This window comes from Streptomyces sp. NRRL F-4489, assembly GCF_001509485.1.
GTDB lineage: Bacteria > Actinomycetota > Actinomycetes > Streptomycetales > Streptomycetaceae > Streptomyces.
This window is the reverse complement of the sequence record NZ_LLZI01000090.1, coordinates 24,587-37,276: the sequence shown is the minus strand read 5'-3', so window position 1 is coordinate 37,276 and position 12,690 is coordinate 24,587. Positions and strand designations below refer to the sequence as shown.

The following is a 12,690-nucleotide window of genomic DNA, read 5'->3' as shown; positions in this document are numbered from 1 at the left end:
CAACCGCACAGATGTCCGCGCCGGTGCTCGCTGCGTACCGCTACTGCGAGACGGTCACCGGCCAGCAGGCGCGCAATTTCGCGTACGGGATCCGGCTGCTGCCGGCCGACCGGCGGCAGGCCATGTCGGCGCTCTACGCCTTCTCCCGCCGGGTCGACGACATCGGCGACGGCGCCCTGGAGCCGGCCGCCAAGCAGGCCCGCCTGGAGGACACCCGCGCCCTGCTCGCCCGGATTAAGGACGGCCGGATCGCCGAGGACGACACCGACCCGGTGGCCGTCGCGCTGGCCGACGCCGCCCGCCGCTTCCCCATCCCGCTCGGCGCGCTGGACGAGCTGATCGACGGTGTGCTGGCGGACGTCCGCGGCGAGACCTACGAGACCTGGGACGAGCTGAAGGTCTACTGCCGCTGCGTCGCCGGGGCCATCGGGCGGCTGTCACTCGGCGTGTTCGGCACGGTACCCGGCGCACTCGACGCCGAACGCGCCCCCGAGTACGCCGATACGCTCGGGCTGGCGCTCCAACTGACCAATATCCTCAGGGATGTTCGCGAGGACGCGGGCAACGGACGGACGTATCTCCCGGCCGAGGATCTCGCCAAGTTCGGCTGCTCGGCGGGGTTCGGCGGGCCGGTGCCGCCGCCCGGCGCCGACTTCGCCGGCCTGGTGCAGTTCGAGGCCCGGCGGGCCCGCGCGCTGTTCGCCGAGGGCTTCCGGCTGCTGCCGATGCTCGACCGGCGCAGCGGTGCCTGCGTCGCCGCGATGGCCGGTATCTACCACCGGCTGCTGACACGGATCGCCGCCGACCCGGAGGCGGTGCTCCGCGGCCGGGTCTCGCTGCCCGGCCGGGAGAAGGCGTTCGTCGCGGTGCGCGGGCTCTCCGGGCTCGACGCCCGGGCGATCGGCCGCCGGCAGGCGGTCAGGAGGCGTGGATGAGGTGCCGGACCGCGTACGCCGGCCACGGTGCGGCACCGGTGCGGCGGGCAACCCTGCGCCGGACGGAGGCGTCCATCACAGGCGTGAGGGGGGAGAGCGCATGACCGCGGGAGCCGTGCCGACCAAGCGCGCCGCCGGCCGTCCCGAAGGGGCGGCCGCGGTGGTCATCGGGGGCGGACTCGCCGGCACCACCGCGGCGCTGGCGCTGGCCGACGCCGGGCTGCGGGTCACCCTCGTCGAGGGCCGCCCGCGCCTGGGCGGCCTGGTCTTCTCCTTCCGCCGCGACTCCGCCGCCGGCGAGCTGACGGTCGACAACGGCCAGCACGTCCACCTCCGCTGCTGCACCGCCTACGGCGACCACCTCCGCCGCCTCGGCGGACACCACCTCGCGCCCGTCCAGGACCGCCTGGACGTCCCCGTCCTGGACGCCGTGGGCGCCGGCGGCCGGCCCCGGCTCGGCCGGCTGCGCCGCACCGCCCTGCCGGTCCCGCTCCACCTCGCCCAGAGCCTGGCCCTGTACCCGCACCTGACGCCCGCCGAACGCGCCGGCGTGGTGCGCGCCACCCTCGCCCTCGCCCGCCTCGATCCGGACGACCCCGCCCTGGACCGCACCGACTTCGGCAGCTGGCTGCGCCGCCACGGCCAGTCGCCGCGCGCCGTCGAGGCGCTGTGGGACCTGGTCGGCGTCGCCACCCTCAACGCCACCGCCGGCGACGCCTCGCTGGGCCTGGCCGCCAAGGTCTTCAAGACCGGGCTGCTCTCCGCCCCCGGCGCCGCCGACATCGGCTGGGCCCGCGTCCCGCTCGGCGACCTCCACGACACCCTCGCCACCGCCGCGCTGCGCGAGGCCGGCGTCCGCATCGCGCTGCGCACCCGCGCCACCGCCGTCACCCGCGACGGCGACGGCTGGCGGGTCGCGGTGGCCAGCGGCCCGCACGGCGGCGACACGCTCACCGCCGGCACCGTCGTCCTGGCCGTACCGCAGCGCGAGGCGCACGGCCTGCTGCCCGAGGCCGCGCTGCCCGGCAAGGACCGCCTCCTGGACATCGGCACCGCGCCGATCCTCAACGTCCATGTGCTCTACGACCGCCCGGTGCTGCGCCGCCCGTTCTTCGCCGCGCTCGGCTCCCCGGTCCAGTGGGTCTTCGACCGCACCGGCCCCTCCGGCCTGGCCCGCGCCGACGGCCACCGGCGCAGCCAGTACCTCGCCCTCTCCCAGTCCGCCGCCCAGGAGGAGATCGACCAGCCGGTCGCCAAGCTCCGCGCGCGCTACCTCCCCGAGCTGGAGCGGCTGCTGCCGGCCGCCCGGGGCGCCCGGATCCTGGACTTCTTCGTCACCCGCGAGCGCACCGCGACGTTCGCGCCCGCGCCGGGCGTCGGCCGGCTCCGCCCGGCCGCCCGCACCCAAGTCCCCGGCCTGTTCCTGGCCGGCGCGTGGACCGCCACCGGGTGGCCCGCGACCATGGAGAGCGCCGTCCGCAGCGGCACCGCCGCCGCCCGCGAGGCGCTCACCGAACTCGGCCGCCCTCCGGGCCGATTGCCCTGACATGGAGGCGGCATGACACCGCGTACGCGCGCTCGCACGAGCACGAGCATCGGAAACAGAGGAGAAACCGTGGCTTCCCCGGCTATCGACACCGCGAGCGTCACCGCGCTGCTGGAGCGCGGGCGGGCACTCGCCACTCCCGTGCTGCGTGCCGCCGTGGCCAGACTCGCCCCTCCCATGGACGCCGTCGCCGCGTACCACTTCGGCTGGATCGACGCGGCCGGCAACCCCACCGCCGGCGACGGCGGCAAGGCCGTCCGGCCCGCGCTCGCGCTGCTCTCCGCCGAGGCGGCCGGCGCCGCCCCCGAGGCCGGGGTGCCCGGCGCGGTCGCCGTCGAGCTGGTGCACAACTTCTCGCTGCTGCACGACGACCTGATGGACGGTGACGAGCAGCGCCGCCACCGCGACACGGTCTGGAAGGTGCACGGCCCGGCCCAGGCCATCCTGGTCGGCGACGCGCTGTTCGCACTGGCCAACGAGATACTGCTGGAGCTCGGCACGGTCGACGCGGGCCGCGCCACCCGCCGGCTGACCCTGGCCACCCGCAAGCTGATCGACGGTCAGGCGCAGGACATCTCCTACGAGCACCGCGAGCGGGTCACCGTCGAGGAGTGCCTGGAGATGGAGGGCAACAAGACCGGCGCGCTGCTGGCCTGCGCGGTCTCCATCGGCGCGGTGCTCGGCGGCGCCGACGACCGCACCGCCGACATCCTGGAGCGGTACGGCTACCACCTCGGCCTCGCCTTCCAGGCCGTCGACGACGTCCTGGGCATCTGGGGCGACCCGGGCGCCACCGGCAAGCAGACCTGGAGCGACCTGCGGCAGCGCAAGAAGTCGCTGCCGGTCGTCGCCGCGCTGGCGGCCGGCGGGCCGGCCTCCGAGCGGCTGGCCCGCATCCTGGCCGCCGACGCCAAGAAGACCGCCACCGAGATCGCCGACTTCACCGAGGAAGAATTCGCCTCCCGCGCGGCGTTGATCGAGGAGGCCGGCGGGCGCGAGTGGACCTCCCAGGAGGCCCGCCGCCAGCACGCCACCGCCATCGCCGCCCTGGACGAGGTAGAGATGCCCGAGACGGTCCGCGCGCAGCTCGTCGCGCTCGCGGACTTCGTCGTCGTACGGGAGAGATGAGGACCATCGACACGCACTGAATCGCAGTCGCCGGCCGGTGCCGCACCGGGCGCCGGCCGACGGAATCCCTGACCACGCATTGACAGTTCACTGCAGAAGGGGAAGCCATGACAGCGACGACCGACGGCAGCACCGGGGCGCTCCGGCCCCGGGGCTCCTCGGCCACCGACGCCGGGACCGCCGCCGCGACCGCGGCCGCGGCGACCGCGCCGGCCGGCGGCGCGCGTACCGCCGTACTGCCGGAACCGGCGGACGCCGCGCGGGAGGCCACCGCCCGCGCCACCGACTACCTGCTCTCCATCCAGGACCCCGCCGGCTGGTGGAAGGGCGATCTGGCGACCAACGTCACGATGGACGCCGAGGACCTGCTGCTCCGCCAGTTCCTGGGCATCCAGGACGAGAAGACCACCGAGGCCGCCGCCCGCTTCATCCGCGGCGAGCAGCGCCCGGACGGCACCTGGGCCACCTTCCACGGCGGCCCCGGCGACCTGTCCACCACCATCGAGGCGTACGTCGCGCTGCGGCTGGCCGGCGACGCGCCGGACGCCCCGCACATGGCCACCGCCGCCGCCTGGATCCGGGAACGGGGCGGGATCGCCGCCGCCCGCGTCTTCACCCGCATCTGGCTCGCCCTCTTCGGCTGGTGGAAGTGGGACGACCTGCCCGAACTCCCGCCGGAGCTCATCTACTTCCCGGCGTGGTTCCCGCTCAGCATCTACTCCTTCGGCTGCTGGGCCCGGCAGACCATCGTCCCGCTCACCATCGTCTCGGCCAAGCGCCCGGTCCGCCCGGCGCCGTTCGGCCTCGACGAGCTGCACACCGACCCGGCCAATCCCAACCCGCCCCGCCCGCCGGCCCGGGTGACCAGCTGGGACGGCCTCTTCCAGCGCCTGGACAAGGCGCTGCACCTCTACCACAAGGTCGCCCTCCGCCGGCCGCGGGCCGCCGCGATGCGCTCGGCCGCCCGCTGGATCATCGAGCGGCAGGAGAACGACGGCTGCTGGGGCGGCATCCAGCCGCCCGCCGTCTACTCCCTCATCGCCCTGCACCTCCTCGGCTACGACCTCGACCACCCGGTGCTGCGCGAGGGCCTGGCGTCCCTGGACCGCTTCGCGGTGTGGCGCGAGGACGGCGCCCGGATGATCGAGGCGTGCCAGTCCCCGGTCTGGGACACCTGCCTGGCGACCATCGCACTGGCCGACGCCGGGGTGCCCGCCGACCACCCGCAGCTGGTCAAGGCCGCCGACTGGATGCTCGGCGAGCAGATCGACCGGCCCGGCGACTGGTCCGTGCGCCGCCCACAACTCCCGCCCGGCGGCTGGGCGTTCGAGTTCCACAACGACAACTACCCCGACATCGACGACACCGCCGAGGTGGTCCTGGCGCTGCGCCGGGTCCGCCACCCCGACCCGCAGCGGGTGGCCGACGCCATCGGCCGCGCGGTGCGCTGGAACGCCGGTATGCAGTCGCGCGACGGCGCCTGGGGCGCGTTCGACGCCGACAACACCAGCCCGTTCCCCAACCGCCTGCCGTTCTGCGACTTCGGCGAGGTCATCGACCCGCCCTCGGCCGACGTCACCGCCCACGTCGTGGAGATGCTCGCCGAGGTCGGCAAGGCCCACGATCCGCGCACCCGCCGCGGCGTCGCCTGGCTGCTGGCCGAACAGGAGCCCAGCGGCGCGTGGTTCGGGCGCTGGGGCACCAACTACGTCTACGGCACCGGCTCGGTGCTGCCCGCCCTCGTCGCCGCCGGCCTGCCCGCCTCGCACCCGGCGATCCGGCGGGCCGTCGACTGGCTCGAGCGGGTGCAGAACGACGACGGCGGCTGGGGCGAGGACCAGCGCTCCTACCAGGACAAGGAGAAGTGGGCCGGGCGCGGCGCCTCCACCCCCTCGCAGACCGCCTGGGCGCTGATGGCGCTGCTGGCGGCCGGTGAGCGGGACAGCGAGGCGGTGCGCCGCGGGGTGGAGTGGCTGGTGGCGAACCAGCGGCCGGACGGCTCCTGGGACGAGCCGTACTTCACCGGTACGGGCTTCCCCTGGGACTTCTCCATCAACTACCACCTCTACCGCCAGGTCTTCCCGCTGACCGCGCTCGGCCGCTACGTCCACGGCGGGCCGGCCACCGCCGGGGGAGCCGAGGCCGCGGGGACGGCCGGGGCACCGGTGGGCGCCTGATGCCGGGACGGCCCCCGCCGGACGCGGCACCGCCGCTGCTGGTCGCCTGCGCGCTCGGCATCGAACGGTTCGCGCTGCGGGGCGGTGACCACGGGGCGGCCCGCCCGCCCGTGGTCACCCTCCGTACCGGCATGGGCCCCCGGGCGGCCGAGCGGGCGCTGACCGCCGCGCTGGGCGAGGGCGCGGCCACCGCCGGCTCCCCGGTGGTGGCCAGCGGCTTCTGCGCCGGGCTCGCGCCCGGGATGCGGCCCGGGGACGTGGTCGTCGCCGAGGCCGTCCGCGACCACCGCCCCGGCGCCCCCGAGGTGCCCTGCCGGGACAACGCCCCGCTGGTCGCCGCCCTGCGCGCCCGCGGCCTGCGGGTGCACACCGGGCTGCTGCGCGGCGCCGACCACGTCGTACGCGGCGCCGAGCGGGCCGCGCTGCATGCCCAGGGCGCCCTCGCGGTGGACATGGAGTCCGCCGCGACGCTGCTGACGGCCGTACGCCGCGGCAGCCCCGCGGTTGCCGCCGTCCGGGTGGTCGTGGACGCCCCGGAACACGAACTCGTCCGCATCGGGACGCTGCGCGGTGGAATATCGGCCTTCCGCGTGCTGCGCTCGGTATTTCCTGTTTTCTTTGAATGGCACCGTTCTTTGCTGCTCCCCAGGAGGTGAGCCAGATGGCCATGCCGCTCCGCCAATCCATCCGGGTCGGGACCTATCTGTTTGAACAGAAAGTGCTGCGCAAGCGGGAGAAATTCCCCCTGATTGTCGAACTGGAGCCGCTGTTCGCCTGCAATCTGAAGTGCGAGGGGTGCGGGAAGATCCAGCACCCGGCGGGCGTCCTCAAGCAGCGGATGCCGGTGGCCCAGGCGGTCGGGGCGGTGCTGGAGTCCGGTGCCCCGATGGTCTCCATCGCCGGCGGCGAACCCCTGATGCACCCCCAGATCGATGAGATCGTGCGGCAGCTGGTGGCCCGCCGGAAGTATGTCTTCCTGTGCACCAACGCGCTGCTGCTGCGCAAGAAGATGGAGAAGTTCACGCCCTCCCCGTATTTCGCGTTCGCGGTGCACATCGACGGGATGCGGGAGCGGCACGACGAATCCGTCGCGAAGGAAGGCGTATTCGACGAGGCGGTGGCGGCCATCAAGGAGGCCAAGCGGCGCGGCTTCCGGGTCACCACCAATTCCACGTTCTTCAACACCGACACCCCGCAGACCGTCATCGAGGTGCTGAACTTCCTCAACGACGACCTCCAGGTGGACGAGATGATGCTCTCGCCGGCCTACGCCTACGAGAAGGCCCCCGACCAGGAGCACTTCCTCGGCGTGGAGCAGACCCGGGAGCTGTTCCGGAAGGCGTTCGCCGGCGGCAACAGGCAGCGCTGGCGGCTCAACCACAGCCCGCTCTTCCTGGACTTCCTGGAGGGCAAGGCGGACTTCCCGTGCACCGCCTGGGCGATCCCGAACTACTCGCTGTTCGGCTGGCAGCGGCCCTGCTACCTCATGAGCGACGGCTACGTCCCCACGTACCGCGAGCTGATCGAGGAGACCGACTGGGAGAAGTACGGCCGCGGCAAGGACCCGCGGTGCGCCAACTGCATGGCGCACTGCGGCTACGAGCCCACCGCCGTCCTGGCCACCATGGGCTCCCTGAAGGAGTCCCTGCGGGCGGCCCGGGAGACCGTGGGCGGCAATCGCGGGTGACGCGCCGCGCGGGGGCGCCGGGGGGCCGCGCGCCCGCCGGCGCCCCCGGCCCGTTCCCGCCGACCGCCCGTAAGGAGACACCCGTGTCCGGATTCGACCTCAAGCGGCTGCTCGCCGAGCGCGGCGCCGAGCGCTACGACCTGCACGCCCGCCACCTCAACCACCAGCTCCCGCGGATGCTGCACACCATCGGCTTCGACAAGGTCTACGAGCGGGCCGAGGGCGCCTACTTCTACGACGCCGACGGCCAGGACTACCTCGATATGCTCGCCGGCTTCGGCGTGATGGGCCTGGGCCGCCACCACCCGGTCGTCCGCCGGGCGCTGCACGACGTCCTCGACGCAGGGCTCGCCGACCTCACCCGCTTCGACTGCCCGCCGCTGCCCGGTCTGCTCGCCGAGAAGCTGCTGGCCCACGCGCCCCACCTGGACCGGGTGTTCTTCGGCAACAGCGGCACCGAGGCGGTGGAGACCGCCCTGAAGTTCGCCCGCTACGCCACCGGCCGCCCGCGCGTGCTGTATTGCGCGCACGCCTTCCACGGCCTGACGACCGGTTCGCTCTCGGTCAACGGCGAGGACGGCTTCCGCGACGGCTTCGCACCGCTGCTCCCGGACACCGCCGTCGCACTGGGCGACCTGGCCGCGCTGGAACGTGAGCTGCGCCGCGGCGACGTGGCGGCCTTCGTGGTCGAACCCATCCAGGGCAAGGGCGTCACCCCCGCCCCGCCCGGCTTCCTGCGCGCCGCCCAGGAACTGCTGCACCGCCACAAGGCGCTGCTGATCGCCGACGAGGTGCAGACCGGCCTGGGCCGCACCGGCGACTTCTTCGCCTACCAGCACGAGGAGGGTGTGGAGCCGGATCTGGTGTGCGTCGCCAAGGCGCTCTCCGGCGGCTACGTCCCGGTCGGCGCCACCCTCGGCAAGGACTGGATCTTCAAGAAGGTCTACTCGTCCATGGACCGGGTGCTGGTGCACTCCGCGAGCTTCGGCGCCAACGCCCAGGCGATGGCGGCCGGGCTGGCGGTGCTGTCGGTGATGGAGGACGAGGAGGTGGTGGCCAACGCCCGGCACACCGGCGAGCTGCTGCGCTCCCGGCTGGCGGCGCTGGTCGACCGCTACGAGCTGCTGCACGAGGTGCGCGGCCGCGGCCTGATGATCGGGATCGAGTTCGGCCGCCCGAAGTCGCTGGGCCTGCGCAGCCGCTGGACGATGCTCCAAGCCGCCCGCAAGGGGCTGTTCGCGCAGATGGTGGTGGTGCCGCTGCTCCAGCGCCACCGGATCCTCACCCAGGTCTCCGGCGACCACCTGGAGGTCATCAAGCTGATCCCGCCGCTGATCATCGGCGAGCGGGAGGTGGAGCGGTTCGTCGCGGCGTTCACGGCCGTGATGGACGACGCGCACAGCGGCGGCGGCCTGCTGTGGGACTTCGGGCGGACCCTGGTCAAGCAGGCGGTCGCCAACCGCTGAGCGGCCGGACGGCACCCGGGCGGCCGCGCCGGCCCGGGTGCTTGGGGGTTCAGTCCTCCAGCAGCTGGGCGCGCAGCCGCTCGCGGGTGGCGGGGGAGAGCTTCAGGCCCTCGGCGAGGTAGGTCTCCACCGAGCCCCAGGTCTCCTCGATCGCGTCGAAGGCCGCGGTGAGGTAGTCCAGGCGGGCGCCGAAGAGCGGCGAGAGCAGCTCCATGACCTCGGGCGACATCCCGGCCGCTGAGTTGTCCGAGCGGCGGACCTTGTAGCGCCGGCTGGGGTCGTCGGACTTGAGGTAGTCCGCCACGATGGCGTCCCGCTCCACGCCGACCGCGAGCAGGGTGACCGCGATGGACAGTCCGGCGCGGTCCTTGCCGGCCGCGCAGTGCATCAGCGCCGGCACGCTGTCCTCGGCCAGGGCGTGCAGCACCCGGCTGTGGTCGGCGGTGCGGGTGGTGATGATCTCGCGGTACGTCTGCGCCATCCGGCCGGCCGCCTTGCCGTCGCCGAGGAGGACCCGTAGCTGGTCCAGTTCGCCGTCGCGCACCATCGTCCAGAACTCCGCGCCGTCGGCGGGGTCGGTCAGCGGGATGTTGACGTTCCGCACGCCGGGCAGGGCGACGTCGGGGCCCTCCAGCTTGATGTCGGAGGCGTTGCGGAAGTCGAAGACGGTGTGCAGCCCGAGGCCGGCCAGGAACGCGGCGTCCGCCTCGGTGGCGTGCGCGAGGTGGCCGCTGCGGTAGAGCCGGCCGTACCGGAGGCGACGCCCGTCGACGGTCGGCAGTCCGCCCACGTCACGGAAGTTGCGGACCTCCGCGAGCTCCGGCTGGGACTGGGGGACCTGTGGCGTCTGCGTCACGGGCGCTCCTCGGGATCGGCCGCCGACGCTGCTCGTCGACGAGGCGGGCTGCTTCGACGATACGACATTGATGCAATAGGCAATCAGGCGGCAACACCCCCGCGACGGCGCGCGACGGAGCGGCGACGGCGCGCATCATCCCGTACGCGCGGCCCTCGTTCAGCACTTCATGATCGATCATTATTCCGACTTGAGCAGAATTTGACCGGGTGGCATTAATCACCTCCCGTCAACCCCTGGTTACGGTGGCGTAGGTCACTTCTGAAGGTGAAGTATGTCCTGACGTGGCAGACGATTCGAAGAACATCAGCAACGGCGCGGCAGGCGCCATCGGGTCGTACGCAGCCGTCGGGGACAGCTTTACCGAGGGGGTCGGCGACCCCGGACCGGACGGGGCGTACATCGGCTGGGCGGACCGCCTCGCGGTCCTCCTCGCCGACCAGCGGGACGAGGGGGACTTCCGCTATGCGAACCTCGCCGTACGGGGGCGGCTCCTGGACCGCATCGTCGAGGAGCAGGTGCCCCGGGCCAGGCAGCTCGCCCCCGAGCTGGTGACGTTCTGCGCCGGCGGCAACGACATCCTGCGCCCCGGCTCGGACCCGGACGCGGTCGCCGAGCGCTACGAGGCGGCCGTCGCCGAGCTGCGCGAGACGGTGCCGACGGTGCTGCTGTGCACCGGTTTCGACACCCGCGGCATGCCCGTCCTCAAGCACCTGCGCGGCAAGATCGCCACGTACACCGCCCATGTGCGGGCCATCGCCGACCGGCACGGCTGCCCGGTGCTCGACCTGTGGTCGCTCAAGTCCGTCCAGGACCGCCGGGCGTGGAGCGAGGACCGGCTGCACCTCTCGGCCGACGGGCACACCAGGGTGGCGCTGCGCGCGGCGCAGGTGCTGGGCCTGCCGGTGCCGGCCGACCCGGACCAGCCGTGGCCGCCGGAGGCGGAGCGGACCCCCGCCGAGGCGCGGCGGGACAACATCCACTGGGCGCGCGAGCACCTCGTCCCGTGGATCGGCCGCCGGCTGCGCGGCGTCTCCTCCGGCGACGACGTGGAGCCCAAGCGGCCCGACCTGCTGCCGCTGTAACAGCCCGCGGCAACGACCGCGTCCCGTAAGGGAGTCGAGGCCCCGGCCGCCCCTGGCGGCGCGGGGCCTCAGTGCGCCGCGGTGCGGTACGGCAGATCCGCCCAGACCACCTGGCCCCGGCCGCTGTCGACGGGCCGGGTGCCCCAGCTGTCCGAGAGCGCGCCCACGAGGAACAGGCCGCGCCCGCCCTCCTGGTCGAGGCTGCCGGGCTGGGCGTGCGGCGCGGAGGCGTCCGGGCCGCCCTCGTCGGTGATCTCTATCCGGATGTGCGCGCCGATGACCGCCAGCTCGCAGCCGACCTTCTCGCTGTCGGTGTGCCGCACCGCGTTGGTGAACAGCTCGGTGACCACCAACTCCACGTCGTCGCGGACCTGTTGAGCAGCGCCCCACTCGCGCAGCAGTGTGCTCACGCGCCGGCGCGCCTCGGGCACGGAGGTGCGCCGCGCCGGCAAGTGGAACGCGTCCTGCGGGCTCTGGGCGAGGAAGCCGCCGCATCGCCCTAACGACGGAGCGTTTTTGTAGGAAGCCACGACATAACTATGTGCGATGTTGGTCACCGTTGGCAAGGATCACTCTGTAATTTGCAGAATTGAAAGTGCAGTCTGTTCGAGCTGATGACGGCATGACACACTGCTGAACACTGAAGCTGGTTGGAGGGGATCGGACGTGGCGGACCCACGGTCTGCGGGCGCACCCACCGTCCTGCGGGTGGTGCTCGGCAAGCGACTGCAGGATCTGCGCGAGAAGGCGGGGCTCTCCTTCGAGCGGGCCGCCGCCGCACTGGACGTGACGCACGCCACGATACGGCGCATGGAGAAGGCCGAGGTCGGCCTCAAACTCCCCTACGTCGAGAAGCTCCTGGCGACCTACGGCGTCACCGACCAGGAGGAGATCGACGGCTTCCTCTCGCTCGCCCGCGAGGCCAACCGCCCCGGCTGGTGGCACCGCTTCCGCGACGTCCTCCCCGAGTGGTTCAGCGCCTTCGTCAGCCTGGAGAGCGAAGCCAACCTCATCCGCTCCTACCAACCGCACTACGTCCCCGGCCTGTTGCAGACCGAGGACTACGCCGCCGCCGTGCTGCGCGCCGGGATGCCGCACGCCGCGCCCGCCGACATCGACCGCCTCGTCGCCCTCCGCATGGAGCGGCAGCCCCTGCTGACCCGGGACGGCGCCCCGATGCTCTGGTCGGTGCTGGACGAGACCGTGCTGCGGCGGCCCATCGGCGGACCCAAGGTGATGCGCGACCAGATCGCCCGGCTGATGGAAGCCACCTCGATGCCGAACGTCCGGCTCCAGGTGATGCCGTTCGCCGCGGGCCCGCACCCCGCCATGTACGGGCCGTTCCACATCTTCCGCTTCCCGATACCGGAACTCCCGGACATCGCGTACGCGGAAAGCCTCGTCGGAGCCGTGTACTTCGACCAGCGCAACGACGTCTCGCAGTTCCTGGAGGCCCTGGACCGGATGTGCGCGCAGGCCGCGCCGGCACACACCACCGAGGCCATTCTGGGTGGCTTTCGCAAGGAGATCTAAACCCCCCATGGATCGCATACGTATCTACAACGGCATGCCCGCCAACGAACTGGGCACCGAGGGCTGGCACAAGCCGTGGAGCGGCGGAAACGGCGGCGAGTGCGTCGAGGCCATGCGCCTGCGGGACGGCCGGGTCGCCCTGCGCCAGTCCACCGACCCGGACGGTCCCGCGCTGATCTACACCCACCGCGAGATGGTCAGTTTCATCGAGGGCGCGAAGGCCGGCCACGCCGACTTCCTGCTCTCCGCCGCGCCGTGCCCGGCGCACTGAGGGAGG

The 12,690-nt window shown here is 73.1% G+C and carries 12 protein-coding genes; 10 read left to right on the top strand and 2 right to left on the bottom strand.

Annotation, left to right across the window (positions count from 1 at the left end; all coding sequences use genetic code 11):
* Window positions 1–11: 11 nt before the first annotated feature.
* The 7 genes from hpnD (at window position 12) to ADL22_RS09455 (ending at window position 8,939) form a co-directional block, all read left to right on the top strand.
* Window positions 12–935, top strand: coding sequence for a presqualene diphosphate synthase HpnD (gene hpnD / locus ADL22_RS09485; protein WP_066975721.1), 924 nt, complete (start codon window positions 12–14; stop codon window positions 933–935).
* A 100-nt stretch (window positions 936–1,035) separates the two neighbouring features.
* A complete protein-coding gene (hpnE, locus tag ADL22_RS09480; protein ID WP_066975719.1) occupies window positions 1,036–2,481 on the top strand; it encodes a hydroxysqualene dehydroxylase HpnE in 1,446 nt (481 codons plus the stop codon).
* A 12-nt stretch (window positions 2,482–2,493) separates the two neighbouring features.
* The gene (locus tag ADL22_RS09475) at window positions 2,494–3,609 is read left to right on the top strand and encodes a polyprenyl synthetase family protein (protein ID WP_066975717.1); all 1,116 of its coding nucleotides are present in this window, start codon (window positions 2,494–2,496) and stop codon (window positions 3,607–3,609) included.
* Between the two features lie 107 nt (window positions 3,610–3,716).
* Window positions 3,717–5,786, top strand: coding sequence for a squalene--hopene cyclase (gene shc / locus ADL22_RS09470; protein WP_066975716.1), 2,070 nt, complete (start codon window positions 3,717–3,719; stop codon window positions 5,784–5,786).
* Window positions 5,786–6,442, top strand: a complete 657-nt coding sequence (locus tag ADL22_RS09465; protein WP_066975714.1) for a 1-hydroxy-2-methyl-2-butenyl 4-diphosphate reductase — start codon at window positions 5,786–5,788, stop codon at window positions 6,440–6,442. The genes shc and ADL22_RS09465 overlap by 1 nt, the downstream gene beginning before the upstream one ends.
* A gap of 5 nt (window positions 6,443–6,447) precedes the next feature.
* Entirely contained in the window at window positions 6,448–7,473 is a 1,026-nt protein-coding gene (gene hpnH, locus ADL22_RS09460) for an adenosyl-hopene transferase HpnH (RefSeq protein ID WP_066975712.1), read from the top strand.
* An 83-nt stretch (window positions 7,474–7,556) separates the two neighbouring features.
* Window positions 7,557–8,939, top strand: a complete 1,383-nt coding sequence (locus tag ADL22_RS09455; protein WP_066975710.1) for an aspartate aminotransferase family protein — start codon at window positions 7,557–7,559, stop codon at window positions 8,937–8,939.
* Between the two features lie 49 nt (window positions 8,940–8,988).
* Here the strand turns inward: ADL22_RS09455 and ADL22_RS09450 are convergent, their stop codons facing one another.
* Window positions 8,989–9,795 (bottom strand): tyrosine-protein phosphatase, encoded by an 807-nt coding sequence (locus ADL22_RS09450; protein ID WP_066975708.1) that lies wholly within the window; start codon window positions 9,793–9,795, stop codon window positions 8,989–8,991.
* Between the two features lie 284 nt (window positions 9,796–10,079).
* Between ADL22_RS09450 and ADL22_RS09445 the strand changes: the two genes are divergently transcribed.
* On the top strand, window positions 10,080–10,880 hold the full coding sequence (locus ADL22_RS09445) for an SGNH/GDSL hydrolase family protein (RefSeq protein ID WP_066975706.1): 801 nt from the start codon (window positions 10,080–10,082) through the stop codon (window positions 10,878–10,880).
* A 68-nt stretch (window positions 10,881–10,948) separates the two neighbouring features.
* On the opposite strand, the gene ADL22_RS09440 is transcribed toward ADL22_RS09445, so the two are convergent.
* Window positions 10,949–11,332 carry an ATP-binding protein gene (locus ADL22_RS09440; protein WP_066975704.1) on the bottom strand — a complete coding sequence of 128 codons (384 nt, stop codon included), beginning with the start codon at window positions 11,330–11,332 and terminating at the stop codon, window positions 10,949–10,951.
* Between the two features lie 214 nt (window positions 11,333–11,546).
* Here ADL22_RS09440 and ADL22_RS09435 point away from each other — a divergent pair, with 214 nt between their 5' ends.
* Window positions 11,547–12,413, top strand: coding sequence for a helix-turn-helix domain-containing protein (locus tag ADL22_RS09435; RefSeq protein WP_066975703.1), 867 nt, complete (start codon window positions 11,547–11,549; stop codon window positions 12,411–12,413).
* A gap of 7 nt (window positions 12,414–12,420) precedes the next feature.
* The gene (locus ADL22_RS09430) at window positions 12,421–12,684 is read left to right on the top strand and encodes a DUF397 domain-containing protein (RefSeq protein ID WP_066975701.1); all 264 of its coding nucleotides are present in this window, start codon (window positions 12,421–12,423) and stop codon (window positions 12,682–12,684) included.
* The last annotated feature ends 6 nt before the right edge of the window (window positions 12,685–12,690 follow it).

Bases quoted from the DNA above. Each gene is read 5' to 3' on its own strand.
- hpnD (WP_066975721.1), top strand. From the start codon at position 12: ATGTCCGCGCCGGTGCTCGCTGCGTACCGCTACTGCGAGACGGTCACC.
- hpnE (WP_066975719.1), top strand. From the start codon at position 1,036: ATGACCGCGGGAGCCGTGCCGACCAAGCGCGCCGCCGGCCGTCCCGAA.
- ADL22_RS09475 (WP_066975717.1), top strand. From the start codon at position 2,494: ATGACACCGCGTACGCGCGCTCGCACGAGCACGAGCATCGGAAACAGA.
- shc (WP_066975716.1), top strand. From the start codon at position 3,717: ATGACAGCGACGACCGACGGCAGCACCGGGGCGCTCCGGCCCCGGGGC.
- ADL22_RS09465 (WP_066975714.1), top strand. From the start codon at position 5,786: ATGCCGGGACGGCCCCCGCCGGACGCGGCACCGCCGCTGCTGGTCGCC.
- hpnH (WP_066975712.1), top strand. From the start codon at position 6,448: ATGGCCATGCCGCTCCGCCAATCCATCCGGGTCGGGACCTATCTGTTT.
- ADL22_RS09430 (WP_066975701.1), top strand. From the start codon at position 12,421: ATGGATCGCATACGTATCTACAACGGCATGCCCGCCAACGAACTGGGC.